The organism is Pseudomonas sp. NMI542_15 (assembly GCF_021283425.1).
Lineage (GTDB): Bacteria > Pseudomonadota > Gammaproteobacteria > Pseudomonadales > Pseudomonadaceae > Aquipseudomonas > Aquipseudomonas fortuita.
Genome location: NZ_JAJSRO010000022.1, coordinates 36,235 through 60,935, shown reverse-complemented (window position 1 = coordinate 60,935; position 24,701 = coordinate 36,235). Strand labels below are relative to the sequence as shown.

Below are 24,701 nucleotides of genomic sequence, written 5' to 3'. Positions count from 1 at the left end.
TTACGTGCGGGTCAGGCGAGGTATGGCCCGCACGTAACCCAGCTCGCACACCAGCTCCACCAGCGTCTGCGTGATCACGGCAGCTGCTGCCAGGGTGCGCAAATGCTCGGGCAAGGCCAGTGCCAGCGGCAACACCACCAGCGAATTGCGGGTCGATGCGCTGAACATCACCGAACGCGCCTCGGTGGCTGGCAGGCGCAGCAGACGGGCCGAAACGAACCCGAGGGCTGGCGCCAGCAGCATGAAACCGATGTACACCGGGATCACCGGCAGCAAGCGGTCGAAATCACGTAGCACCACGGCAATTTGCGAAGCGATCACAACCATCAGTACCAAGGCCATCGCCGGTACGGGTAACCACGCCCAGGCGTCATTCCAGGTTGCGACTTTACGCGAGTGGCGGGCACCGGCGCTGGTCAGCACCGCAAGGGCCATTGGCATCACGATCAGTAGCACGAAGGCTTCCACGAACGGGGTGATGGAGATGGCCACCTGGCTGCTGTCGCCCAGCATCAAGGCCAGATACACCGGCAGCAGCACCAGTTGCACCAGCAGCAGCACGGGGGTGGCGGCCAAAGTCAGGCGCGAGTCGCCTTTGCCGATGTGGGTGAACACCACCACGTAGTCGATGCAGGGTGTGAGCAGTACCAGCAGGGCGCCGATGAGCAACGCCGGGTGTTCGACCAGCCCGCGGGTGATGCCCCAGACCAGTAGCGGCACGAGGATGAAGTTGGCGACCAGCAGGGCAGCGATGAACCGGCGGTTGCCCAGGCCCTGGCGCAGGTCGAGAAAAGGGATCTGCAGGAACATTGCGTACATCAGCACGGCGATGGCGGGGGTGACCAGTGCCTCCAGGTGGCGGGCGCTGTCACTGGCCAGCAAGCCGAAGGCGATGGCGGCAAACACTGCGGCGAAGTAGATCAGGGTCTGATGGGTTTCGAGTTGTTCTCTGGTCAAGAGGAGGCCTGTGCTCAAAAGCTAAAGAGCACAGGGTAATCGTTGGCGGCATTGGGTGCTCGCCTGAATCATTGCTCTTGCGGCCTTGGCCCCCCAGCTACCTATATCTCATCCGGGTCGCTCAACCATGCGGCGTTACGCTCCAGAATGTTGAGGGTCAGGCGCATCCTCTCATCGCGCTTGGCAAATACATAGGTGTGCGCAGCGTCGAAACGCTTGTGGCGATGCAGGCACATACCGGAGGCACGCTCACGTAACACGCAGTGGAAGGCGTTCACAGGAATGTCCGAGAGTATCAGCGCGCCGTTAGGGCCGAGCAGCTCGAAGCAGGCGGGGGCGAGAGTTTGGGTTGGGTAGGCACCGATTTCCCCATGCCTGCCTCGGCTGATGCCTTTGCCGAAATGGTTGCCAGGCGTTCTTACATACAAGTAGTAACCTTCTTCGGAGTGGCGAAAGTACAGCGTCGGAGGGGGCGGCGCGTTTTCAACGGGCAGGTGGCCTAACAGGTGCGAGTCATCCCGCTCGCTGAACCTGCCACTGAAAACACCACCACCGCTACCTGCGAGCAGGATTCTGGCTGGCTGCCCCAGCAGCACATCCAGGAAGTTCAGGTGCGCACCTGGGGCACTGAGCTGGGCGATGAATGATTGTTGCCGGTTGCTATACATGGTGATGACCCTTGCTGTGGAAAGAGGCGATCTTAAGAGTCGCCTCCCACACCGCCGCAGCGGGTGATCGTTCCCTGATGTGAAAGCCCCGGCACTGTTTGCGCATGTGGGGCAAGCGACTCAGCGTCGCGCCCAGTCCACTCCGCGCTCGGTAATGTTCAGCCGTAAGCTGGTGGCAGGCTTGGAACGCAGGGTGATCAGATAGCCCCCTTCGCCATTGGCAATCAAATGGGTGGCCAAGCTTTGCCCGGACGCAGCGCACGCCAGGTTGATGATGGAAAAGTCGACAGCCATGCCTGCAAGGTCGAGGGGGTGCTGGGTGTGGGGATTGCGCATCTGCCACGGGGTCGGGTCGCTGCCCTCAATAGGGCTGACCATGGCAACGCCATATTTGCTTTTGAACACGCCTTGGCCGTCATGCTCGCCGCCCCTGATGTACAGGCGGTAGCCTTCAGGGGTGTGACGGAAGTAGAACAGCACGGGCGCCACGTCGCCTGTGACGTGAAAATCGACATGCCCTGCTTCTCGGGCATCGTCCCAAGCGTCATCGGGTGTGCTTAGCACGCCCAGTGCATGGGTCACGTCCATCAACCCCAGGTTAGTGTCGGGGTGGGCAACCCTGATGGTGCCTTCGGTGGCTTCGCTCAGGATGGTCAGGGGGTGACCGTTGACTAACAAGGTAGCGGTGAAGGACAGCGCTTGATGATCGGCCATTGCGGGCTCCAGGTGGGCGTAGTAAGGAGACCGCAGGCTAGGGCAGCCTCAGCGGGATGCCCATTTGGCCCTGTTTCCGATAGACATGAAAAAGCCCGGCACAGAGGCCGGGCTTTTCACATCAGGCTAATGCCAATCAGTTGCCGTATACCGGCAGCTTCTTGCAGATGGCCTTGACCTTCTCACGTACGGCGTCGATCACCGCTTCGTTGTTCAGGTCAGCCAGGATGTCGCAGATCCAGCCAGCCAGTTCCTTGCACTCGGCTTCCTTGAAACCACGGGTAGTGACGGCTGGGGTGCCGAAACGCAGGCCCGAGGTGACGAACGGCGAACGTGGGTCGTTCGGTACCGAGTTCTTGTTGACGGTAATGAAGGCTTTGCCCAAGGCGGCGTCAGCGTCCTTGCCGGAGATTTCCTGCTTGATCAGCGACAGCAGGAACAGGTGGTTCTGGGTGCCACCGGACACCACGTCGAAACCACGCTCGATGAACACGCTGGCCATGGCCTGGGCGTTTTTCACGACCTGTTGCTGGTAAGCCTTGAACTCAGGCTGCAGGGCTTCCTTGAAGCAGATGGCCTTGGCGGCGATCACGTGCTCCAGCGGGCCGCCTTGGGCGCCCGGGAATACAGCCGAGTTCAGCTTCTTCTCGATGTCGGCGTTGGCACGGGCCAGGATCAGGCCGCCACGTGGACCGCGCAGGGTCTTGTGGGTGGTGGTGGTGACCACGTCGGCGAACGGAACAGGGTTCGGGTACACGCCAGCGGCAACCAGGCCGGCAACGTGGGCCATGTCGACGAACAGGTAAGCACCGACCTTGTCGGCGATGGCGCGGAAGCGGGCGAAGTCCAGAACCTGCGAGTAGGCCGAGAAGCCGGCAACGATCATTTTCGGCTTGTGCTCGACCGCCAGGCGCTCGACTTCGTCGTAGTCGATCAGCCCGTTGCCGTCGATGCCGTACTGGATGGCGTTGTACAGCTTGCCCGACGAGCTTACCGAAGCACCGTGGGTCAGGTGGCCACCGTGGGCCAGGCTCATGCCCAGAATGGTGTCACCGGCCGACAGCAGGGCCAGGTAGACAGCTGCGTTGGCCTGGGAACCAGCGTGCGGCTGGACGTTGGCGTAATCGGCGCCGAACAGTTCCTTGGCACGGTCGATGGCCAGTTGCTCGACGATGTCGACGTATTCGCAACCACCGTAGTAACGCTTGCCTGGGTAGCCTTCGGCGTACTTGTTGGTCAGGACCGAGCCCTGAGCTTCCATGACTGCCGGGCTGGTGTAGTTTTCCGAAGCGATCAGCTCGATATGCTCTTCCTGGCGCAGGGCTTCTTGCTGCATGGCTTCGAAGAGCTCGGCGTCGTACTTGGCAATGGTCAAATCACGGCTGAACATGGCGGTCCTCAAGGATCGGGGTAGTTTGGGGGGGCATTCTAACCGATTGATTCGCGGCTGGCATATGAAGTGGCATCAAGTCGCGGACCAATGGGGCTCATGTTGCATCCCGCGCCGTGTCTGGGCTGGGCGGGCGTCCGAGTTGACTTTCAGGTCCGTTTTTTGGGGCGCTTATGGCCCCATCGCCGGCAAGCCGGTCCCCACAGGATTTGCGCTGGCCTTGAGGCTGATGCATCACTTGTGGGCGCTGGCTTGCCGGCGATGAGGCCAGTGCAGGTACCGCATCAATGGAACATGAACAGCGTTTCGTTGGAGAACTGCGCCTCGAACTGGTGTGCCGGCATCGGCCGGCCGAACAGGTAGCCCTGCACTTCGTCGCAGCCATGTTCGCGCAGGAACTCCAGCTGCTCGTGGGTTTCCACGCCCTCGGCGATTACCGCCAGGTTGAGGCTGTGGGCCATGGCGATGATTGCCCGGGCAATCTGCGCGTCCTGCTCGCCCTCGGGCAGGCCGTCGACGAAGGTGCGGTCGATCTTGAGCACGTCGATGGGGAACTGCTTGAGGTAGTTGAGCGATGAGTAGCCGGTGCCGAAGTCGTCCACCGCAATGCTCAGGCCCAGGTTTTTCAGGCTGGCAAGAATCTGCAGCGCCTCGCTCACCTCGCGCATCAGAATGCTTTCGGTCAGCTCCAGCTCCAGGCAGGCCGGCGGCAGGCCGCTTTCTTCAAGAATGTTGGCAATCCGCGTGCCCAGCTGGCCGTCGGAGAACTGCCGCGCCGAAATGTTCACCGACACTTTCGGCACCCGCACCTTGGCCTTGTGCCAGGCCTTGAGTTGGCGGCTAGCCTCGCGCAGGACCCAGTCGCCCACGTCCACGACCAGGCCCAGTTCCTCGATCACCGGGATAAAGTCGCCTGGCGGTACCAGGCCACGGGTTGGGTGGCGCCAGCGCAGCAGTGCTTCGGCGCCGGTCAGGCGTTTGCCGTCGCCACTGAACTGCGGCTGGTAGTAGAGGATGAATTCGTTCTGCTCCATGGCGTGGCGCAGGTCGCTTTCCAGCTCCAGCCGCTCCAGGGCGCTGGCGTTCATCTCGGCCTGGTAGAACTGGAAGTTGTTCTTGCCGCGTTCCTTGGCGTGGTACATGGCGGTGTCGGCGTTTTTCATCAGCTGGCTCAGCTCGCTGCCATCCTGCGGGCTGAGGGCGATGCCGATACTGGCAGTGACGAAGAACTCGCGGTTTTCCAGCACGAATGGCCGCACCAGGCTGCCGAGGATGTTCTCGGCCACGTGGATGGCGCGGTTCAGTGCCAGCTCGCGGCTGGGGCGCGGTTGCAGTAACAGGGTAAATTCGTCGCCGCCCATGCGCGCCACAGTGTCGTCGTCATCCACGCAGGCCAGCAGGCGCAGGGCCATGTCCTTGAGCATGCGATCGCCCGCGGCATGGCCGAGGGAGTCGTTGATCGGCTTGAAACGGTCCAGGTCGAGGAACATCAGTACCACCCAGGCCTTCTGCCGCTCCGCCTGCTGCAGGGCGTTGTACAGGCGGTCCTGGAACAGCGTGCGGTTGGGCAGGTGGGTGAGGGCGTCGTAGTAGGCCAGGCGGTGAATGCGCTGTTCGCTGGCCTTGCGCTCGCTGATGTCGGTGAAGAAGCACACGTAGCTGGCCAGGTCGCCCTCGTCGTCCAGTACCGCAGTAATGCCGACCCATGCCGGGTAGTGGTCGCCGTCACGGCGCTTGAGCCACACCTCGCCCTCCCAGCTGCCGCGCTGGTGCAGTTGCTTGACCACATAGCGCAGGTGCCCTTCCTGCTGTTCGTCGACGGTGAGCATGCCCGGTAACTGGTCGAGCACTTCACTGACGGCATAACCACTGACGCGGCTGAACGCCTCGTTGGCCTGCACGATATAGCCGGCCGGGTCGGTGATGAGGATGGCCGAAGTGGAATGCTCGAATACCGTTGCGGCCATGCGCAGGTCTTTTTCGGCACGCCGTTGCTGGCTGATGTCACGGCCCACCCCAAGCACGCCTTCGAAGCGCTGGTCATCGTCCCACACCAGCACCAGGCGCAGTTCGATGGGGATCTTGCGACCATCGCCGCGCAGGCAGTCGAACACGAACAGCTGGGTCGGCAGCTGGCTGCGCAGCTGGGCCAGTTGAACCGGGTCGCCCATGGCCTTGCTCACGCGTTCCATCAGGCTGTAGATGCCGGTGAGCTGGGCCGGGTTGGCGACGATCGACTGCCAGCCGTTGGCGAAAATCCAGTCAGCCCGGTAGCCCAGCACGCTCTGCACCGAAGGGCTGACATAGTTGAGCCTGAGCAGGCTGTCGGTGGAGAAGATCACGTCGCTGATGCTTTCGGCGAGCATCCGGTAGCGCTGTTCGCTGTCGCGCAGCGACTGGCTGGCCTCGATCTGCACGGTCACGTCCTTGCCCACGCCGATGATGCGCGTTACCAGGCCTTCGGCATCACGGGTCAGCACCTGCTCGCGGATGTCATAGCAGCGCCAGCCGCCATCATGGTGGCGGAAGCGTAACTGGCAGTGCAGCGGTTGGTCATGGCCGCTGTCACGCTGTTGCTGGCGCAAGGCCTGATAGTGCGCGGCGTCTTCGGGGTGCAGCAGCAACTCCCAGAAGCGGTCGCCCATTTGCGCAAGCTCGGTACGGTCGTAACCCAGGGTCTGGCCAAGGTGGCGATTGCTGAAGATCATCCGCTGGCTGTGCACGTCCTGCACGTACAACTGGTCGGGGACGGTGCGCACCACATCCGACCAGAAGCTTTCACGCTCCAGCAGCGACAGTTCCACCTGCTTGCGGCTGGTGATGTCGCTGATGCTGAGAATGACCGCCTGGTAGTCGCGGCGCTGCTGCGGCAGGCGTGCCATCAGCCACAGATGCAACTCGCCGCCCAGCGGCGCCGGCAGGCGTACTTCCAGCTCCAGCAGCGGGCGTTGTTCGATCAGCGCGTCGATCAGTTGCATGCCGATGCTGTCGCGGCCATCGCCAGTGCCGTCGATCAGCCGCTGCCAGGCTCCTGCGTGGCAGTCGATGTTCAGCAGCTGGCGCGCGACCTGGTTGACCTCGGTGATTTTCAGTTCCAGCAGCAGCGAGCGACGCAGGTTTGGGTCCAGCGCCAGGCTGTGCTTGAGCGCGGCGCGGTTGCGCAGGTGGTAGCGGTCGAGCTGGCCAGGCAGGCTGGACAGATCGAGCACACACAAGGCCACGCCGGTGCCTTCGAAAATTTCCTGGTAACGCCGGCGGTCCTCCTGCAGCGCGCGCTGGCGGCGGCGCATGTTGATCAGGGCCAGCACCGGCAGCAGGGCGCAGAACAGCACCAGCAGGCACTTGCCGATCAGTGCAGGCAGCAGTTTCTGCTGGGTCAGTTGCGCGTCGAACAGGCCGCGCAGTTGCCAGGTGCTGTTGTCTATAAAGGCCAGCATCACGCTCTGCAGCGGCTCGCTGCCGGTGTCGGTTGGCGCGTGGCGCTGCAGTACCTCGCCGCTGCGGCTGTTTTCCAGCAGCCACAGGGGGTGGCCGGCGCCATCAAGGTGGGTGGTGAGGGTGCTGTAATAGTCTGGCGACAGGCGCAGCAGCCAGTAGCCACGGTCCTGCTCGGGGGACTGGCGCAGCAGCAGATAGAGGGTACGGTTGTCGGCTGAATTGGTGAAGAAGTACGGGCGGCCCAGGTTCAGCGTGAGCAACTCGCCGAGCAACTGGCGGTCGGGGCTGCCGGGCAGGCTGTCGGCGCGCAGTTGCCCTGCGTTGTCCAGCCAGGCCACGCTCTGCAGCGCAGGCAGGCGCTCGCGCAGGGTATGCAGAAGGCTCGGCAGGGCGGCAGGCTGCGGCGCATTTACGTAAGGCTGCAGCACATTCACCGCCTGCTGCGCCTTGAACGCCATGTTCAGGCTCAGGTGGTCGGCCAGTTCTGCAGTGGCATCCAGGCTTTGTTTGCGCAGGTCGGCCTGGGTGTGGTTGAACTGGGCGAAAAGCTGCCACAGCAGCAGGCCCAGCAGGATCAGGGCAAGCATCGCCAGCGCACCCTTGACCGACCCGCGCAGGGTAGCGGCGGGCGCCTGTGGCGCGGTACGCAATGTCGACGGATGAGTAAGGTTGGTCAAGCGTTGATCCTGCGATTGGGCTGGCGATGGCAGGGAAGGATCATGCACGGTGGCGCACTATAAGCCGGACACCCGAAACCGGCTAGCATGCCTAGGATTATGGCAAAGTGCCAGCCATGTTGACCGATGGTGCCTGCCCGGTGGTTCGGCAAGCCCCTGCAACCTGTGCGAGAATAGCCGCCGCTTCACATGACAACGCATCGGAGATGTTCGGTTTTGGTTACTCACTTTTCCTCCAATGGCCTCGATTCCGCCTGCGGGCGCAGCAGTCAGACCCTTGTCAGCACTGCCGTGACCGAGGACGTATCCTGCAAGTCTTGCCAGCGCTCGCTGGTCAAACCTGACGCTGGCGCCAGCGCCAAGAGCAAAGCGCCATCGCTGGCTGAACTGCGCAAGACCGCCAAAGCGGCAGCAGCGCCAGCGCCGGCAGTGGCTACGGCCAAGGCTGCTGCCAAGGTGGTCGGCACTGCGCCTGCGGCTGCCAGGCCGGCTCATGTGGCCGAGCAGCAACCTGCCCGCAGCGGCGGCTTCAGCGTGAAGTCCGCCTGGGCCGCGCGCCTGGCCGAGCAGGGCGACCGTTGCCGGTTGCCGCGGGGCAAGGCCAAACAGCGCCACGTCTGAGCCATCTCGGCTGCTGTGCCGGCCTCTTCGCGGCTAAAGCCGCTCCCACAGGGATATCACTGCCTTCAAGGGCAATGCAGTACCTGTGGGAGCGGCTTTAGCCGCGAAGAGGCCGGCAAAGCCAACAAATGCCCCCCAGGGACAACACCGATCCCACCCCACCCACGGCCCCTCCTATGCAACGCCGCGCGTTGGCGTAGAATGGTCGTCTTTGTCCAATGACACCCGAACACGCATCCCCCTGGCCATGCTGCCTGGGCGATCGTCGATGTCTTTACCTATCTGAATTAGAGGGCTTGGTTTTGGCTCAATACGTCTACACCATGCATCGGCTGAGCAAGGTCGTGCCGCCGAAGCGGGAAATTCTCAAGAACATTTCCCTGTCGTTCTTCCCAGGCGCCAAGATTGGCGTGCTCGGCTTGAACGGCGCCGGTAAATCGACCCTGCTGCGGATCATGGCGGGCGTCGACAAGGAATTCGACGGCGAAGCCCGTCCGATGCCCGACATCAACGTTGGCTACCTGCCGCAGGAGCCACAACTGGACCCGACCAAGACCGTGCGCGAAGTGGTCGAGGAAGCGGTCAGCGTGATCAAGGACGCCCAGGCCCGTCTGGACGAGGTCTACGCCGCTTACGCCGACCCGGATGCCGACTTCGACAAGCTGGCCGCCGAGCAGGCCAAGCTGGAAGCCATCCTGCAGGCCGCTGACGGCCACAACCTGGAGCGCCAGCTGGACGTGGCCGCCGACGCCCTGCGCCTGCCGGCCTGGGACGCAAAAATCGAACACCTGTCCGGTGGTGAAAAGCGCCGTGTGGCCCTGTGCCGCCTGCTGCTGTCGGCCCCCGACATGCTGCTGCTCGACGAACCGACCAACCACCTGGATGCCGATTCGGTGGCGTGGCTTGAGCGCTTCCTGCACGACTTCCCGGGCACCGTGGTAGCCATTACCCACGACCGTTACTTCCTCGACAACGTTGCTGGCTGGATCCTGGAACTGGACCGCGGCGCCGGTATTCCGTACGAAGGCAACTACTCGGGCTGGCTGGAAGCCAAGTCGGACCGCTTGGCGCAGGAATCCAAGCAGCAGAGCGCCCACGAGAAGGCCATGAAAGAGGAACTGGAGTGGGTGCGCAAAGGCGCCAAGGCTCGCCAGTCCAAATCCAAGGCCCGTCTGCAGCGCTTTGAAGAAATGCAGTCGCAGGAATTCCAGAAACGCAGCGAAACCAACGAGATCTACATCCCGGCTGGCCCGCGCCTGGGCGACAAGGTCATCGAGTTCAAGAACGTATCCAAAGGCTACGGCGACCGCGTGCTGATCGACAACCTGTCGTTCTCCATGCCAAAAGGCGCCATCGTCGGCGTGATCGGCGGTAACGGTGCTGGTAAGTCGACCCTGTTCCGCATGCTGATGGGCAAGGAGCAGCCGGACTCGGGCAGCATCGAGATCGGTGAAACCGTGCAACTGGCCTGCGTGGACCAGAGCCGCGAAGACCTGGACGGCGCCAAGACCGTGTTCCAGCAGATTTCCGACGGTTCCGACCAGATCCGCATCGGCAACTACGAGATCCCGTCGCGTACCTACGTTGGCCGCTTCAACTTCAAGGGTGGCGACCAGCAGAAGTTCGTCAAGGACCTGTCCGGTGGTGAGCGCGGTCGCCTGCACCTGGCCCTGACCCTGAAGGAGGGCGGTAACGTCCTGCTGCTCGACGAACCGTCCAACGACCTCGACGTCGAAACCCTGCGTTCGCTGGAAGAAGCCCTGCTGGACTTCCCGGGCGCCGCGATCGTGATTTCCCACGACCGTTGGTTCCTGGACCGTGTGGCTACTCACATCCTGGCGTACGAAGACGACTCGAACGTGGTGTTCTTCGAAGGCAACTACACCGAGTACGAAGCCGACCGCAAGAAGCGCCTGGGTGATGCTGCTGCCCAGCCGCACCGTGTACGGCACAAGAAACTGGCCCAGTAAGCCGGCGTTCTGATGCACAAGAATGGGGCCCTTCGGGGCCCCATTTTTGTGCCTGCCATACGCGGGTAAACAGCTTATGGGGGTCGCTCTTTGTATACACTTATATAAAACGCACCAAATAATTTCAAAAAAACGACATTTCGCCCTATTCCAGTGCGATTGCTTCTTGGTACATTCGAAAAAAAACCAATAAGTCTAATCCTCTTGGTGAGATGTCTACCATGATCGAATCTGTCGACAATTTCCTTGCACGCCTGCAGCAGCGTGACCCTGGCCAACCGGAATTCCACCAGGCGGTGGAAGAGGTGCTGCGCACCCTGTGGCCATTCCTTGAAGCCAACCCTCACTACCTGCAATCGGGCATTCTCGAGCGTATGGTAGAGCCTGAGCGCGCGGTGCTGTTCCGCGTTTCCTGGGTCGATGACCAGGGCAAGGTGCAGGTCAACCGCGGCTACCGCATCCAGATGAGCAGCGCCATCGGTCCTTACAAGGGCGGCCTGCGCTTCCACCCGTCGGTGAATCTCAGCGTGCTGAAGTTCCTGGCCTTCGAGCAAGTGTTCAAGAACTCCCTCACCTCGCTGCCCATGGGCGGCGGCAAGGGTGGCTCGGACTTCGACCCTAAAGGCAAGAGCGACGCCGAAGTGATGCGCTTCTGCCAGGCGTTCATGAGCGAGCTGTACCGCCACATTGGCGCTGACTGCGACGTGCCGGCCGGTGACATTGGCGTGGGTGCCCGCGAAATCGGCTTCATGTTTGGCCAGTACAAACGCTTGGCCAACCAGTTCACCTCGGTGTTGACCGGTAAAGGCATGACGTACGGCGGCAGCCTCATCCGCCCGGAAGCCACCGGCTACGGCTGCGTGTATTTCGCCGAAGAAATGCTCAAGCGCCAAGGCAAGCGTATCGACGGCCGCCGCGTGGCAGTTTCCGGTTCGGGCAACGTGGCCCAGTATGCGGCGCGCAAAGTGATGGACCTGGGCGGCAAGGTGATCTCGCTGTCCGACTCCGAAGGCACGCTGTATGCCGAAGCCGGCCTGACCGATGCCCAGTGGGACGCGTTGATGGAACTGAAGAACGTCAAGCGTGGCCGCATCAGCGAGCTGGCCGGGCAGTTCGGCCTTGAGTTCCGCAAGGGCCAGACCCCGTGGAGCCTGCAGTGCGACATCGCGTTGCCGTGCGCCACACAGAACGAGCTGGGCGCCGAAGACGCCCGCACCCTGCTGCGCAATGGCTGCATCTGTGTGGCCGAAGGTGCCAACATGCCGACCACCCTCGAAGCTGTGGATATCTTCCTGGACGCCGGCATCCTCTATGCCCCGGGCAAAGCCTCCAACGCCGGCGGCGTGGCCGTGTCGGGCCTGGAGATGTCGCAGAACGCCATGCGCCTGCTGTGGACTGCCGGTGAAGTGGACAGCAAGCTGCACAACATCATGCAGTCGATTCACCATGCTTGCGTGCACTACGGTGAAGAGGCGGATGGCCGTATCAACTACGTCAAAGGTGCGAATATCGCAGGCTTTGTGAAAGTGGCTGATGCGATGCTGGCCCAAGGCGTAGTCTGACCTGAAGTTTTTTGGGGCCGCATAGCGGCCCCTTCAGGGCTCACCTTCGATCTCGACCACTTCAATCACCTGATCCCCCGCCGGCCGCCGCCAAACCACCTCATCCCCAGGCCGCGCGCCCAGCAACGCCCGTCCCAGCGGCGAACCCCAGTTGATCAGCCCCCGCCCAGCATCCGCTTCATCCTCGCCTACCAGCTGCACCACCTGCTCCTGGTCCTGCGCATCGACAAACCGTACGCGGCTACCAATCTGCACCTTGCTGCGTGAAGTGGCTGCCGGCACCACCTGGGCACTCTGCACCCGTGCACTGAAGTAACGCAGGTCCCGCTCGGTATCGGCCAGCCGCTGCTTGTCGCCACGCTCGCCCTGCGCCTGCAGTTCGCTGCGCAAGGCATTCAGCCCGGCCACGCGCGTTTGCAGCAGGTGCAGGCCGTTGGCGGTGACGTAGTTGGGTTGTTCGCTGACGCGTCGCTCCACCGGCTGGTCGGCCTGGGCGGCAGCTTGGTCTTCGTTGACGAATGCTCGGCTCATGCGGGGCCTCCTGTGTGCAGGAGACCATCATGGCAGGCCGTCGGTTTCAAGGGATGTCCGTTTGCGACTCAGTTGTGGCGATAAGCCTTGGCAGCGCCTCGGTCCTTTTCCTGCTCCCACTCGCGGTCGCGCTGGTCCCAGAAGCGTTCGTGGTACGCGCGCTGTTCTTCACTGTTCTGCATGGCATGGCACTGGCGGAAACCGTCGTCCCAACCGGTTTCGTACTGGCGCTCGTGCAGGTAGCGCGGCACGTTTTTGCTGAAGCCGCCCACCATCAGCCCGGCCGCCTGGCGGCCGCTGCTGCAACCGTCCTGAAAGCCATCGGCATAGGCAGGGGGATAACCATGGGTGAGCATCTGCTCGTGGGTGGTTTCGCAACCTGACAGCAACAACGCAATGCACACGCCGAACCAGTACCGCGACATGACCACAAAACCCTCCAGTTGATGGTGGAAAGTCTAGGTGGCCATTTGTCGAGGAGCTGTCAAAACAGTGTCAAAGAGTCGATTGGATCACTCAGTAGTGGTACCACTTCAATTCGAGCATGACTTCGTTCTGCGCAGTAGCGAGGTGGCTGAACTCTCTCGAAGCACTCAACCTCAACCCCAGGTTCTGGCTGATTTCCCACTGCTGGTTCAGGCTCACTTTGCGCCGCACCTCGCCATTGGTGAAGTAATCACCCTTGGCCTCCAGCGTCATGTTGCCCAAGCCGTTGCGCCACAGCAGGCCGCCATTGAACCCTGCCGCCGGGGCGATGAACTGGGCGAAGTCGTTGTGATGCTCGACCCGCACCGTACCCAGAGCAAAACCCAGCAACCCGTCGGCCAATTGCCAGGTGCCGCCGGCGCCGCCGTTCACGTGGCTGACCAACACCTCGTCATCATGTTTGCCTGGCACCCGCTCCAGGCCGCCGGCCACTTGCCACGACCAGGGTTTGAGCAGTTCGTTGCGGGGCGTCAGCGAGCGAATGGTGGCCAGGTCCAGGCGCTGCACCTGCCAGTCATTACCCTCGTACTGGCGTACCTTCAGCTGCAGGATCTCGATTTGCGCACCCAGCGGGAAGCCATAGGCATTGTCGTTCAGGTCGTGGTAGGCCATGCGCAGGCCGTACTCGGCGTAAGCGCGGTCTTCACGGGTGCCTACGCCCAGCTGCCAGGTGCGAGAGTCATGGCCATCCTCGGGCAGGCCGGGGCGCTCGATCTGCAAGGGCGGCGGCGGGTTGCTGTTGATCGCGCGCAGCAGTTCGAAGCTGCGCTTCGCTTGGCCGGGGTCGCGCTCCTGGCCGTTGGCCCGGTAGCGCTCCAGGCGATATGCGGCGTCCTGCACCAACGCCTGGCGTTCACGGGGCAGGGCCTTGAATTCGGGGCTCTGCAACTGTGCGGTATTGGCACTCACGGCCAGCACCTGATGCTTTTCATTGTGATCAAGCGGCTCCGCCCGGGCGAGCAACTCACGTTCGCGAGAGGGGCGGTAAACCTCGCTGGCGACCAGGCCGGACTGCTTCACGGCCTTCACCGTATCGGTGGGGATGGCGGTCAGCGGGAACTGCGAGGTCAGGTCCAGGCTCGGCCGAGCCACTTGCAGCAGCTCCAGTAACCGATACGAGCAGTTTTCGTCGAAGAAGAAATAGTCGAACTGGATCTGCTTCAACTCCCACACATGCTCGACCATGCGCCCGGTTTCTTCGGGGGTGAGGTCCAGCTGGTATTCCCACAGGTCGCGGTTTTCGAGGCTGCGGTATTCGGACAGTTTTTCCTGGTAGGGCATCAGGGCGAACAGCCCCGGGTAGCCGCCCATCAGGCCCTTCCAGGCGTACAGGATGCTGTTGTCGCTGCCTTCGATGTAGGCGCCGAAGTTGATTGCGTAGCTCAGCAGCGTGGTGTCGTCGTTGCGGGTGCTGGACTGGTCGATGCGCAGCAGGGTGTGGCCGAACATCGACGACGGGCTGTTCAGGTAGGCCGCCGGGAAGATCAGCGCGGCGCTGTGCGGGTCGATCGACTGGTACCAGGTCTTGAATTCCTGGCAGTCCGGCTGCGGCAACCCTGGCAGGTCGAGCTGTTCGCGCAGCCAGCGGGTGCGCGCGGGGAACACGCACTGCGCGTGCTTGTCGCCTAGGCTGGCCGGGGCATACAGCGCATCGACCGTAGCCTTGAGTTCTTGATCCGGGTGGTGCGCACCGTCTGCGGCGAGGAAGAACGCATCGTCGTCCACATAGCTACGCCAGCCGCCGAGCTTGGCGGTTTCGTAGTGACCAATGGCGAGCCAGTAAGGGGTATTGGCCAGTTGCTGGAGACGGCCTTGATCCAGCACGGGCGCGGCATGAACAGGGGCGCAGGCACACAGCGCCAGGGAAGCGAGGCGTTTGAGCATATCGGGCAACTACTTCTTCACGATGCCGAAAAGGCGAAACCCGCCCCCGTGGGGGCGGGAACAGCAGTGCTTAGGCCTCGGTAGCGTATTTGGCCAGGCGTGGGTCGCTCTTCAGAACCGCCAGGGTGTTGCTGTGGACAGTTTCGGCAGTGACATCGGCGCTGCTGAAGATCTGGTTGAAGTGCTGGTGGGTAACCGAGTTGAAGTAGACGCGGTCTTCCGGGGCCACGCCGAGCACTACGGCATAGGTGGTCAGCGCTTCGCCCTGGCCCATGGCCATGTCTTCGGACAGCTCGTTCATCATGCCGTTCATGGCAAACCAGGACTTGCCGCCGTAGGTCAGCGAAGCCTTGGTAGAGCAGCCGTTGGTACCGGAGGTCATGCCGAAGGTGGCGTTACCGGAGGTGCCGTTGGTAGTAGAAGCAAGGAAGTGTGCCGGCGTGCCACGCTGGCCTTCGAACAGCATGTTGCCCCAGCCGCAGTTCGGGCCGCCTGGCGCTTCTGCCATGGCGTTCAGCGAGACCACGGTGAACAGAGTACCCAGAAGAATCCGTTTCATAGCATTTGTTCTCTTTGTCTTAACCAAGGGTCAGGGTTTCTGGCAACTCGGTTGCCAGGTCGGGAAAGCTTTTCACCCACCCGCGCAGCTTGGAGTTTAGGCACGATCTAAAGGTTGCGTTGTTGATTGCGAAAAATTTGCTGCTACATGACCTGCACCGGCTGCGACATAAAGTCCTGTCGAGCCTTGCAAGGCGCGCGCGGGCAGCGCCAGAATGCTGCTCATCTGCCCGCCGAAGTAAGGAAACCCAATGCCCGATCCTGTCGCTGCGCGCCTGCGTCTCGCGCCTGAAGCCCTGACCCGGCGTTTCTCCCCCGAGCAGTTTGCTTTTACCCACACCGACGATCTGGAGCCGTTTCGCGGAGTCCTGGGCCAGGAACGTGCTGTCGAGGCCCTGCAGTTCGGCGTGGCCATGCCGCGCCCGGGTTACAACGTGTATGTGATGGGCGAGCCCGGCACCGGGCGCTTCTCGTTCGTCAAGCGCTACCTCAAGGCTGAGGGCAAGCGCCAGCAGACCCCGGCCGACTGGGTTTACGTCAACCACTTCGACGACACTCGGGAACCACGCGCGCTGGAGTTGCCGTCTGGAAGCGCCGCCGAGTTCATCAGCGATATGGGCGGTTTGATCGACAACCTGCTGTCGACCTTCCCGGCCGTGTTCGAGCACCCGTCGTATCAGCAGAAAAAAGGTGCCATCGACCGTGCCTTCAACCAGCGCTATGACCGCGCCCTGGATGTGATCGAGCGGGCCTCGCTGGAAAAGGACGTGGCGTTGTACCGCGATGCCAGCAACGTCGCCTTTACGCCGATGGCCGATGGCAAGGCGCTGGACGAAGCCGAGTTCGCCCAGTTGCCCGAAGTGGTGCGCGAGCAGTTTCACGAAGACATTGCCTTGCTGGAGGAACAGCTGAACGAAGAGCTGGCCAGCCTGCCGCAATGGAAGCGTGAGTCGAACAACCAGCTGCGCCAGCTCAACGAAGAAACCATCACCCTCGCGTTGCAGCCTTTGCTGGCGCCGCTGTCAGAAAAGTACGCCGAGAACGCAGCGGTGTGCGCCTACCTGCAGTCGGTGCAGCTGAACCTGCTGCGCACCGTGGTCGAGCAACTGGTCGACGACAGCAAGACCGACGCCGCCGCACGCAAGCTGCTTGAAGAGCAGTACGCCCCAAGCCTGGTGGTCGGCCACCATGCCGCCGGCGGCGCGCCGGTCGTGTTCGAGCCGCACCCGACTTACGACAACCTGTTCGGCCGTATCGAATACAGCACCGACCAGGGCGCGCTGTACACTTCGTACCGGCAGCTGCGCCCAGGCGCGTTGCACCGGGCCAACGGCGGCTTCCTGATTCTTGAAGCGGAGAAGATGCTGGGCGAGCCGTTCGTGTGGGATGCGCTCAAGCGTGCCCTGCAGTCGCGCAAGCTGAAGATGGAATCCCCGATCGGCGAGCTGGGCCGTGTTGCCACCGTCAGCCTTCAGCCGCAGATGATTCCGCTCAACGTGAAGCTGGTGATTATCGGCTCCCGCCAGCTGTACTACGCACTGCAGGACCACGACCCGGACTTCCAGGAGATGTTCCGCGTGCTGGTGGACTTCGACGAAGACATGCCCATGGTCGACGAAAACCTGGAGCAGTTCGCCCAGCTGTTGCGCACCCGCACCAACGAGGAGGGCATGGCGCCGCTGACCAGTGACGCGGTCGCACGCCTGGCCACCTACAGCGCCCGCCTGGCAGAGAACCAGTCACGCCTGTCGGCGCGCATCGGCGACTTGTTCCAGCTGGTCAGCGAAGCCGATTTCATCCGTCAGCTGGCCAGTGACGAAATGACCGACGCCGGGCACATCGAACGTGCGCTCAAAGCCAAGGCCACCCGCACCGGGCGCGTTTCGCAACGGGTGCTGGACGACATGTTGGCCGGCATCATCCTGATCGACACCGAGGGTGCGGCCATTGGCAAGTGCAACGGCCTGACCGTGCTGGAAGTGGGCGACTCGGCGTTCGGTATGCCGGCGCGTATTTCTGCCACTGTGTACCCGGGCGGCAGCGGCATTGTCGACATCGAACGTGAGGTCAACCTTGGCCAGCCGATCCACTCCAAGGGTGTGATGATCCTCACCGGTTACCTGGGCAGCCGGTATGCCCAGGAGTTCCCGCTGGCGATTTCCGCGAGCATTGCCCTGGAGCAGTCCTACGGTTATGTAGACGGTGACAGCGCCTCGCTGGGCGAAGCCTGCACGCTGATTTCAGCCTTGTCGCGCACGCCGCTCAAGCAGTGCTTCGCCATCACCGGTTCTATCAACCAGTTTGGTGAAGTGCAGGCCGTGGGTGGGGTCAACGAGAAGATCGAAGGTTTCTTCCGCCTGTGCGAGGCGCGTGGCCTGACCGGCGAGCAGGGGGTGATCATTCCGCGTGCCAACGTGGCCACGCTGATGCTTGACGAGCGCGTGCTGCAGGCCGTGGAGAATGGCATGTTCCACGTCTACGCAGTCAGCCAGGCTGATGAGGCGCTGAGCCTGCTGGTGGGCGAGGAGGCCGGGGTGCTCGATGAGCAAGGCCAGTTTGCCGAGGGGAGCGTCAATGCCCGCGTGGTGGAACGCCTGCGGGAAATTGCCGAAATGATCAGCGAGGAAGACATCGAGAAGGCAGAAAAGGAACGCCTCGAAGAGGTAATTGCACAGGCCAAGCCGGCCTGAGTCAATAAATCGGCGCTGGCGGCGATGTGCTACCGTTCAGCGCCGGTTTTCCATCTTTCGATACGGTTATTCTATGCTGGAACTTAAGGACAGTATCAGCGTTCAGGATGGAAACAGCCTGGTGGTCAGGCTGAACAAGGCTTATTGGAGGGGACGCGGCCATGCGCAACCTCAGCCTCACACGCCAGTGCCTGGGCCTGGTGACCCGCATCGAATGCAGCATCCGCCCACTGGCCGGTGACAACGGCATGTGGACGTTACTGTTCGCCGCCGGCATGGCCGGTGAGCAACCTTCCGCGATCAAGGCTCAAGGGCCGTTTCATGGGCCGTTGGTGGCCGAATCGGTGCTCAACGCCATTGTCGACAGCCTGACCTTGCATGGCTACCAGGTATCCGAAGACCCGCAGATCTGGTGTTTGCACCTGCAGGCCCAGTTGCGGCGGATCAATGGCGAGCGGTGCCGAAATCTGGGGGATTATCAGTTTCATCCTGAGACCTGATTGATGCCGGGGGGCCGCTTTGCGCCCCATTCGCAGCACAAGGCTGCTCCTACAGGAGATCGCGGTCGCTTGTAGGAGTAGCCTTGTGCTGCGAATGGGCTGCAAAGCAGCCCGCATTCACCGGGCTTTTGCTGTAACAGGTGGCTGGCTATACTCGCTGTCGTTTTTTTAGTCACCTGACGAGTCCAAAACCCTCCATGGAACGTATTCTCGAAAACGCGATGTATGCCTCGCGTTGGCTGCTCGCACCGATCTACTTCGGCCTGTCACTCGGCCTGCTGGCCCTGGCGCTGAAATTCTTCCAGGAAGTGGTCCACGTCCTGCCCAACGTATTCGCCCTGAGCGAAGCTGACCTGATCCTGGTGATCCTGTCGCTGATCGATATGTCGCTGGTGGGTGGCCTGCTGGTGATGGTGATGATTTCCGGCTACGAAAACTTCGTCTCCCAACTGGACATCGACGAGAGCAAGGAAAAGCTCAACTGGCTGGGCAAGATGGATTCTTCGTCACTGAAGATGAAGGTTGCTGCGTCGATCGTGGCGATTTCTTCCATTCACCTGCTGCGGGTGTTCATGGATGCGCAGAACATTTCCACCGACTACCTGATGTGGTACGTGATCATCCACATGACCTTTGTGGTTTCGGCATTCTGCATGGGCTACCTGGACAAGCTGACCAAGCACTGAGTCCGGTTGCTGCATGCACCGCCCGTCTGTTGCAAAACGGACGGGCGGTGTCGTTTCTGGCTTGTGCTTTCAGCCCGCCTGTACAAAAAATGAGCGCTCATGCCTGGTTCTCATCGCGAGGTGCTTACATGAACCTGCATCAGCTTAATCTCGAGGCCAGGGCTGGCCATGTCGACGAAGTGAACCTGATCGCCATCGAAGGCGGCGATTATCTCATTGAAGCCCGGCTCAAAGGGCACGCCCATCCCTTGTCTGACACCCGTGGCGAGCGCTTGCGCGTACACTCGGTGGAAGATGCCCGCAAGCTGCTGCAAACCATTCCCCTGGTCTCGATGAACCTGGTGCACTGGTCGGTGCAGGACGAAATGTGCGGCATGGGTTCACACCCGGAAGAAGACCTCAAGGTGCCGATTTCCCAGCGTTCGGCGTGGTAGCTGCTCGCAGCTGCCCAGTGTGCTAGGCTGCTCGCCCTTTTCATCAAGGGCGCGGCTGCACTGCGCCCTGCAGTGGAGCACGACAATGTCCGAACTCAATCTGTCTACCGACGAAACGCGCGTCAGCTACGGTATCGGCCGTCAGCTGGGCGGCCAGCTGCGCGACAACCCGCCACCAGGTGTAAGCCTGGAAGCCATCCTGGCCGGCCTGACCGACGCCTTCAATGGCGCCGACAGCCGTGTCAGCGAAGCCGACCTGTCGGCCAGCTTCAAAGTGATCCGCGACATCATGCAAGCCGAAGCGGCTGCCAAGGCTGAAGCCGCAGCTGGCGCTGGCAAGGAATTCCTGGCTGAAAACGCCAAGCGTGATGGTATCACCACGTTGGCCTCTGGCCTGCAGTTTGAAGTCCTGACCGCAGGCGAAGGCGCCAAGCCGACCCGCGAAGACAACGTGCGTACGCACTACCACGGCACCCTGATCGACGGTACCGTGTTCGACAGCTCCTACGAGCGTGGCCAGCCGGCTGAATTCCCGGTGGGTGGCGTGATTGCTGGCTGGACCGAAGCCCTGCAGCTGATGAACGCTGGCAGCAAATGGCGCCTGTACGTGCCAAGCGAGCTGGCCTACGGCGCCCAAGGCGTTGGCAGCATCCCGCCGCACAGCGTGCTGGTGTTCGACGTCGAGCTGCTCGACGTTCTGTAACACCGCTGGGGCCGCGTTGCGGCCCATTCGCGGCACAAGGCCGCTCCTACAGGGGTATGCATGTCCATGGGAAAATGCGTACCCCTGTAGGAGCGGCGTTGTGCCGCGAACGAGGGCGAAGCCCTCGCCATATCTGTCAGTTCCAGTCTGTTCCCATCGGGCGCAATGCCCGCGCATAGCAGAACAGAAACAGGTTGCGCACCAGCTCCTTGAGCACCCCAGGTTCACTCGAATTCAGCCCGCTCATGTCCAGGTCGCCCTGGTCACGCAGTTCGTCGAGTGCTTCTTCTTCAAGCACCGCGCACACTTCGCCGGTTTCGCGGTGAAGAATGCGCAGGTAGGGGTGAGGGCGGTCAAGCCAGGCGTCAATCAGATAAGTCATGGCTATTCTCCTTGGATACCAGTTCCAATGAGAATAATTCTTATTATTAGAATAGCAAGCGCCTATTGGCCTTTTTTTGTGTAATCAGACTTTGCGAACGAACTCGGACTTCAGCTTCATGGCGCCGATGCCGTCGATCTTGCAGTCGATATCGTGGTCGCCGTCGCACAGGCGGATGTTCTTGACCTTTGTGCCAACCTTCACCACCAAAGACGAACCCTTGACCTTGAGGTCCTTGATCACGGTGACGGTGTCGCCGTCCTGCAAGATGTTGCCGACCGAGTCTTTCTTCACTGCCTCGTCGCTGGCCGCTTCGGCGTCGCCACTGGCTGACCACTCGTGAGCGCATTCAGGGCAGATCAGTTGAGTGCCATCCTCATAGGTGTACTCGGAATTGCATTTTGGGCAGGGTGGCAAAGTGCTCACTTCGGTTCCTCAAACAAACAGACGGGCGGTTAAAAACCCACATTGTAAAAGGTATTTTCCCAGAAGTGATTATGTCCGGACAAAAAGCATCGCGGGCAAGCCCGCTCTTACAGGCGAATCCTGTAGGAGCGGGCTTGCCCGCGAATGAAGACGACTCGGCCTGTCAGTGAGTGCGCGCGACCGCAAACTCGCTCAGCTCAACCAGGGCATCCCGGTATTCACTGGCTGGCAGCACTTCGAGGCAGGCAATGGCGCGCTTCACATAGTCGCGCGCCAGTTCGGCGGTGTACTGCAGTGCGCCCGACGCTTCGACCGCCACGCGAATCTGCTCCAGATCCTCAAGGCCACCTTTCTGGATCGCCTGGCGTACCAGCGCAGCCTGCTCGGCAGTGCCTTCGCGCATGGTGTAGATCAGCGGCAGGGTAGGCTTGCCCTCGGCCAGGTCGTCACCGACGTTCTTGCCCAGGGTTTGCGAGTCGCCCTTGTAGTCCAGCAGGTCGTCGACCAGCTGGAAGGCCACGCCCAGGTGGTCACCGAAGGTGCGCAGGGCTTCGCGCTGCTCGTCGGTGGCTTCGGCCAGCGCGGCGGCGCTGTGGGTCGAGGCTTCGAACAGCATCGCGGTCTTGCCGCGGATGACCTCCATGTAGATTTCCTCGGTGGTGCTGGCATCGCGTACCCGCGACAACTGCAGCACTTCACCTTCGGCGATCACGCGGGTGGCCTTGGACAGGATCTGCATGACCGGCATCGAGCCCAGTTCGACCATCATTTCGAACGAGCGCGAATAAAGGAAGTCGCCCACCAGCACGCTCGGCGCGTTGCCCCACAGGGCGTTGGCGGTGGAGCGGCCACGGCGCATGCCCGACATGTCGACCACGTCGTCGTGCAGCAGGGTGGCGGTGTGCAGGAATTCGATGGTGGCGGCCAGCAGACGCAGGTCGTCGCCTTCGCGGCCCAGGGCCTTGCCACACAGCAGTACCAGCAGGGGACGCAGGCGCTTGCCACCGGCGGACGTGATATAGTCGCCGATCTTCGATACCAGCGGCACGCGCGAGGTCAGCTGCTTCTTGATGATCTCGTCGACGGCGCTGAAATCATCAGCCACCGCACGGTAGAAGGTTTGGGGTTGCATCGGCTGCTCCAGTGAGGTTGCGCGGCATGCTAGGTCGCGGGTACCGGTGTGTCAAGGCGCGGTGCCAGCGGGCCGGGGGCGGCACTTGCAAGCAAAACCAGGGTTGCGTACAATCGCGCACCCTAACTTCCTGGGCAGCACCTGCCTTACGCAATTGCGCCGGGCCGTTCCAGCCTTGTGCAGCCATGCCAGCCAATACTCATCATATAAAGCGCTGGGTGAGCAGGATTATCGGAGAAATACCATGTCTTACGCAGTAATCGTTACCGGCGGCAAGCAGTACAAAGTCGCTGAAGGTGAATTCCTCAAGATCGAAAAACTGGAAGTCGCCACTGGCGAATCCGTGACTTTCGATCGCGTTCTGCTGGTCGCCAACGGTGAAGAAGTCACCATCGGTGCTCCAGTTGTTGCTGGCGCTAAAGTAGTGGCCGAAGTCGTTTCGCAAGGCCGCCACGACAAGGTTCGCATCATCAAGTTCCGTCGTCGTAAGCACCACATGAAGCGTATGGGCCACCGCCAGTGGTTCACCGAGATCAAAATCACCGGCATCCAGGCTTAATCCCCTAGATCCCCTGAATTTATTTGGAGAATTGAACCATGGCTCACAAGAAGGCTGGTGGTAGTACTCGTAACGGTCGCGACTCAGAATCTAAACGCCTTGGCGTGAAGATGTATGGCGGCCAGGTTATCAAGCCAGGCAACATCATCGTCCGTCAGCGCGGCACCGAATTCCACGCTGGCTACGGCGTTGGCATGGGCAAGGACCACACCTTGTTCGCCAAGATCGAAGGCGTGATCAAGTTCGAGAAGAAAGGCGAGTTCATGCGCCGTTACGTGAGCATCGTCGCCGCTTAATCGCGACGTCGCTCCAGAAGCCCCGTCATGCGACGGGGCTTTTTCGTTTGTGGTGAGCCTCTTGCAAAGCTGTTTGTCTGGGTTGCCGGCGTTGGTTTCTACGGTCGTACGGGGCCGCCGCGCTCATTTTTGCAAGAGCCTCATGTTTTTGAGTCATTCAACTCGTCTACCGACGAGAGGCGGTTTTAATGAAGTTTGTTGACGAAGTATCCATTCGGGTCAAGGCCGGTGACGGCGGCAACGGTTGCATGAGCTTCCGTCGCGAAAAATTCATCGAGAACGGTGGCCCTAACGGCGGTGACGGCGGTGACGGCGGCTCGGTGTACATGGTCGCCGACGAAAACCTGAACACCCTGGTCGACTATCGCTACACCCGTCACCACGAAGCCCAGCGCGGTTCCAATGGCGGCAGCACCGACTGCACCGGCAAGAAGGGTGAAGACCTGTTCCTGCGCGTGCCGGTCGGTACTACCGTGATTGATGCTTCCACCCAGGAAGTGATCGGTGACCTGGTCACCCCTGGCCAGAAGCTGATGGTCGCCCAGGGCGGCTGGCACGGCTTGGGCAACACCCGTTTCAAGTCCAGCACCAACCGTGCACCCCGCCAGACCACGCCAGGCAAGCCGGGTGACCAGCGCGACCTGAAGATGGAAATGAAAGTGCTGGCCGACGTTGGTCTGCTGGGCCTGCCGAACGCCGGCAAGAGTACCTTCATCCGCTCGGTATCGGCCGCCAAGCCGAAAGTGGCCGACTACCCGTTCACCACCCTGGTGCCAAACCTGGGCGTGGTCAGCGTCGACCGCTGGAAGAGCTTTGTCATTGCCGACATCCCCGGCCTGATCGAAGGCGCGTCCGAAGGTGCCGGCCTGGGTATCCGCTTCCTCAAGCACCTGGCGCGTACCCGTGTGCTGTTGCACCTGGTGGACATTGCGCCGCTGGACGAAAGCAGCCCGGCCGATGCTGCCGAAGTGATCGTCAACGAGCTGACCCGCTTCAGCCCGTCGCTGGCCGAGCGTGAGCGTTGGCTGGTACTGAACAAGTCGGACATGGTCATGGACGACGAGCGCGATGCGCGTGTTCAGGAGGTGATCGACCGCCTGGAGTGGGAAGGCCCGGTCTACGTGATCTCGGCTATCTCCAAGCAGGGTACCGACAAGCTCAGCCACGACCTGATGCGCTACCTCGAAGACCGCGCCGACCGCCTGGCCAACGACCCGGCTTACGCCGAAGAACTGGCCGACCTCGACCAGCGCATCGAAGACGAAGCCCGCGCCCAGCTGCAGGCCCTGGACGACGCGCGTACCTTGCGCCGTACTGGCGTCAAGAGCGTGCACGACATCGGCGACGATGACGGTTGGGATGATGATTTCGAGGACGACGAAGACGGTCCGGAAATCATTTACGTGCGCGACTGACCGGTTGCAGTACACTAAACGC

The 24,701-nt window shown here is 61.8% G+C and carries 23 protein-coding genes; 11 read left to right on the top strand and 12 right to left on the bottom strand.

All coding sequences use genetic code 11. The features are described from left to right. From LU684_RS24625 to LU684_RS24605, 5 genes are all read right to left on the bottom strand, one after another. Positions 1-957 carry an arsenic resistance protein gene (locus LU684_RS24625; protein WP_060519443.1) on the bottom strand — a complete coding sequence of 319 codons (957 nt, stop codon included), beginning with the start codon at positions 955-957 and terminating at the stop codon, positions 1-3. Between the two features lie 101 nt (positions 958-1,058). After that, a complete protein-coding gene (locus LU684_RS24620) occupies positions 1,059-1,625 on the bottom strand; it encodes a hypothetical protein (RefSeq protein ID WP_232895155.1) in 567 nt (188 codons plus the stop codon). A gap of 120 nt (positions 1,626-1,745) precedes the next feature. Then, positions 1,746-2,339: a hypothetical protein gene (locus tag LU684_RS24615; protein ID WP_016484816.1), complete on the bottom strand. Its 594-nt coding sequence runs from the start codon at positions 2,337-2,339 to the stop codon at positions 1,746-1,748. A 136-nt stretch (positions 2,340-2,475) separates the two neighbouring features. Continuing rightward, positions 2,476-3,729, bottom strand: coding sequence for a serine hydroxymethyltransferase (gene glyA / locus LU684_RS24610; protein WP_012270418.1), 1,254 nt, complete (start codon positions 3,727-3,729; stop codon positions 2,476-2,478). Between the two features lie 284 nt (positions 3,730-4,013). Then, complete coding sequence (locus tag LU684_RS24605) at positions 4,014-7,844, bottom strand: sensor domain-containing protein (protein WP_016484817.1); 3,831 nt, start codon at positions 7,842-7,844, stop codon at positions 4,014-4,016. Between the two features lie 216 nt (positions 7,845-8,060). Between LU684_RS24605 and LU684_RS24600 the strand changes: the two genes are divergently transcribed. The 3 genes from LU684_RS24600 (at position 8,061) to gdhA (ending at position 11,997) form a co-directional block, all read left to right on the top strand. Further along, positions 8,061-8,465: a hypothetical protein gene (locus LU684_RS24600; RefSeq protein ID WP_016484818.1), complete on the top strand. Its 405-nt coding sequence runs from the start codon at positions 8,061-8,063 to the stop codon at positions 8,463-8,465. Positions 8,466-8,767: 302 nt separating this feature from the next. Beyond that, positions 8,768-10,435 (top strand): energy-dependent translational throttle protein EttA, encoded by a 1,668-nt coding sequence (gene ettA, locus LU684_RS24595; protein WP_016484819.1) that lies wholly within the window; start codon positions 8,768-8,770, stop codon positions 10,433-10,435. A 221-nt stretch (positions 10,436-10,656) separates the two neighbouring features. Then, the gene (gene gdhA / locus LU684_RS24590; RefSeq protein WP_016484820.1) at positions 10,657-11,997 is read left to right on the top strand and encodes an NADP-specific glutamate dehydrogenase; all 1,341 of its coding nucleotides are present in this window, start codon (positions 10,657-10,659) and stop codon (positions 11,995-11,997) included. Positions 11,998-12,030: 33 nt separating this feature from the next. Here gdhA and LU684_RS24585 read toward each other — a convergent pair whose 3' ends face one another. From LU684_RS24585 to LU684_RS24570, 4 genes are all read right to left on the bottom strand, one after another. Then, the gene (locus tag LU684_RS24585; protein ID WP_016484821.1) at positions 12,031-12,528 is read right to left on the bottom strand and encodes a GreA/GreB family elongation factor; all 498 of its coding nucleotides are present in this window, start codon (positions 12,526-12,528) and stop codon (positions 12,031-12,033) included. Between the two features lie 68 nt (positions 12,529-12,596). Further along, entirely contained in the window at positions 12,597-12,953 is a 357-nt protein-coding gene (locus LU684_RS24580; RefSeq protein ID WP_016484822.1) for a hypothetical protein, read from the bottom strand. A 91-nt stretch (positions 12,954-13,044) separates the two neighbouring features. Continuing rightward, positions 13,045-14,898, bottom strand: a complete 1,854-nt coding sequence (locus LU684_RS24575; RefSeq protein ID WP_016484823.1) for an Lnb N-terminal periplasmic domain-containing protein — start codon at positions 14,896-14,898, stop codon at positions 13,045-13,047. Positions 14,899-14,968: 70 nt separating this feature from the next. Further along, on the bottom strand, positions 14,969-15,457 hold the full coding sequence (locus tag LU684_RS24570) for a DUF3015 domain-containing protein (RefSeq protein ID WP_016484824.1): 489 nt from the start codon (positions 15,455-15,457) through the stop codon (positions 14,969-14,971). A gap of 250 nt (positions 15,458-15,707) precedes the next feature. On the opposite strand from LU684_RS24570, the gene LU684_RS24565 reads away from it, so the two are divergent. From LU684_RS24565 to LU684_RS24545, 5 genes are all read left to right on the top strand, one after another. Beyond that, positions 15,708-18,146 (top strand): Lon protease family protein, encoded by a 2,439-nt coding sequence (locus tag LU684_RS24565; protein ID WP_232895154.1) that lies wholly within the window; start codon positions 15,708-15,710, stop codon positions 18,144-18,146. A 161-nt stretch (positions 18,147-18,307) separates the two neighbouring features. Beyond that, positions 18,308-18,646 (top strand): PA4575 family protein, encoded by a 339-nt coding sequence (locus tag LU684_RS24560; RefSeq protein ID WP_016484826.1) that lies wholly within the window; start codon positions 18,308-18,310, stop codon positions 18,644-18,646. Between the two features lie 197 nt (positions 18,647-18,843). Continuing rightward, complete coding sequence (locus LU684_RS24555) at positions 18,844-19,332, top strand: TIGR00645 family protein (protein ID WP_003247486.1); 489 nt, start codon at positions 18,844-18,846, stop codon at positions 19,330-19,332. A gap of 128 nt (positions 19,333-19,460) precedes the next feature. Continuing rightward, complete coding sequence (locus tag LU684_RS24550; protein ID WP_016484827.1) at positions 19,461-19,766, top strand: DUF6482 family protein; 306 nt, start codon at positions 19,461-19,463, stop codon at positions 19,764-19,766. A gap of 85 nt (positions 19,767-19,851) precedes the next feature. Then, positions 19,852-20,469: an FKBP-type peptidyl-prolyl cis-trans isomerase gene (locus tag LU684_RS24545; protein WP_016484828.1), complete on the top strand. Its 618-nt coding sequence runs from the start codon at positions 19,852-19,854 to the stop codon at positions 20,467-20,469. 136 nt (positions 20,470-20,605) lie between these two features. On the opposite strand, the gene LU684_RS24540 is transcribed toward LU684_RS24545, so the two are convergent. The 3 genes from LU684_RS24540 to LU684_RS24530 all read right to left on the bottom strand — a co-directional run bounded on the left by LU684_RS24540 (position 20,606) and on the right by LU684_RS24530 (position 22,409). Next, positions 20,606-20,851 (bottom strand): PA4570 family protein, encoded by a 246-nt coding sequence (locus LU684_RS24540; protein WP_016484829.1) that lies wholly within the window; start codon positions 20,849-20,851, stop codon positions 20,606-20,608. A gap of 84 nt (positions 20,852-20,935) precedes the next feature. Further along, positions 20,936-21,277, bottom strand: a complete 342-nt coding sequence (locus LU684_RS24535) for a zinc ribbon domain-containing protein YjdM (RefSeq protein ID WP_016484830.1) — start codon at positions 21,275-21,277, stop codon at positions 20,936-20,938. A 163-nt stretch (positions 21,278-21,440) separates the two neighbouring features. Beyond that, complete coding sequence (locus tag LU684_RS24530) at positions 21,441-22,409, bottom strand: polyprenyl synthetase family protein (protein ID WP_023048269.1); 969 nt, start codon at positions 22,407-22,409, stop codon at positions 21,441-21,443. 244 nt (positions 22,410-22,653) lie between these two features. On the opposite strand from LU684_RS24530, the gene rplU reads away from it, so the two are divergent. From rplU to cgtA, 3 genes are all read left to right on the top strand, one after another. Continuing rightward, a complete protein-coding gene (gene rplU, locus LU684_RS24525; RefSeq protein ID WP_003247466.1) occupies positions 22,654-22,968 on the top strand; it encodes a 50S ribosomal protein L21 in 315 nt (104 codons plus the stop codon). Between the two features lie 38 nt (positions 22,969-23,006). Further along, complete coding sequence (gene rpmA / locus LU684_RS24520) at positions 23,007-23,264, top strand: 50S ribosomal protein L27 (RefSeq protein WP_003247464.1); 258 nt, start codon at positions 23,007-23,009, stop codon at positions 23,262-23,264. Between the two features lie 188 nt (positions 23,265-23,452). After that, entirely contained in the window at positions 23,453-24,679 is a 1,227-nt protein-coding gene (cgtA, locus tag LU684_RS24515; protein WP_016484832.1) for an Obg family GTPase CgtA, read from the top strand. Positions 24,680-24,701 lie beyond the last annotated feature (22 nt).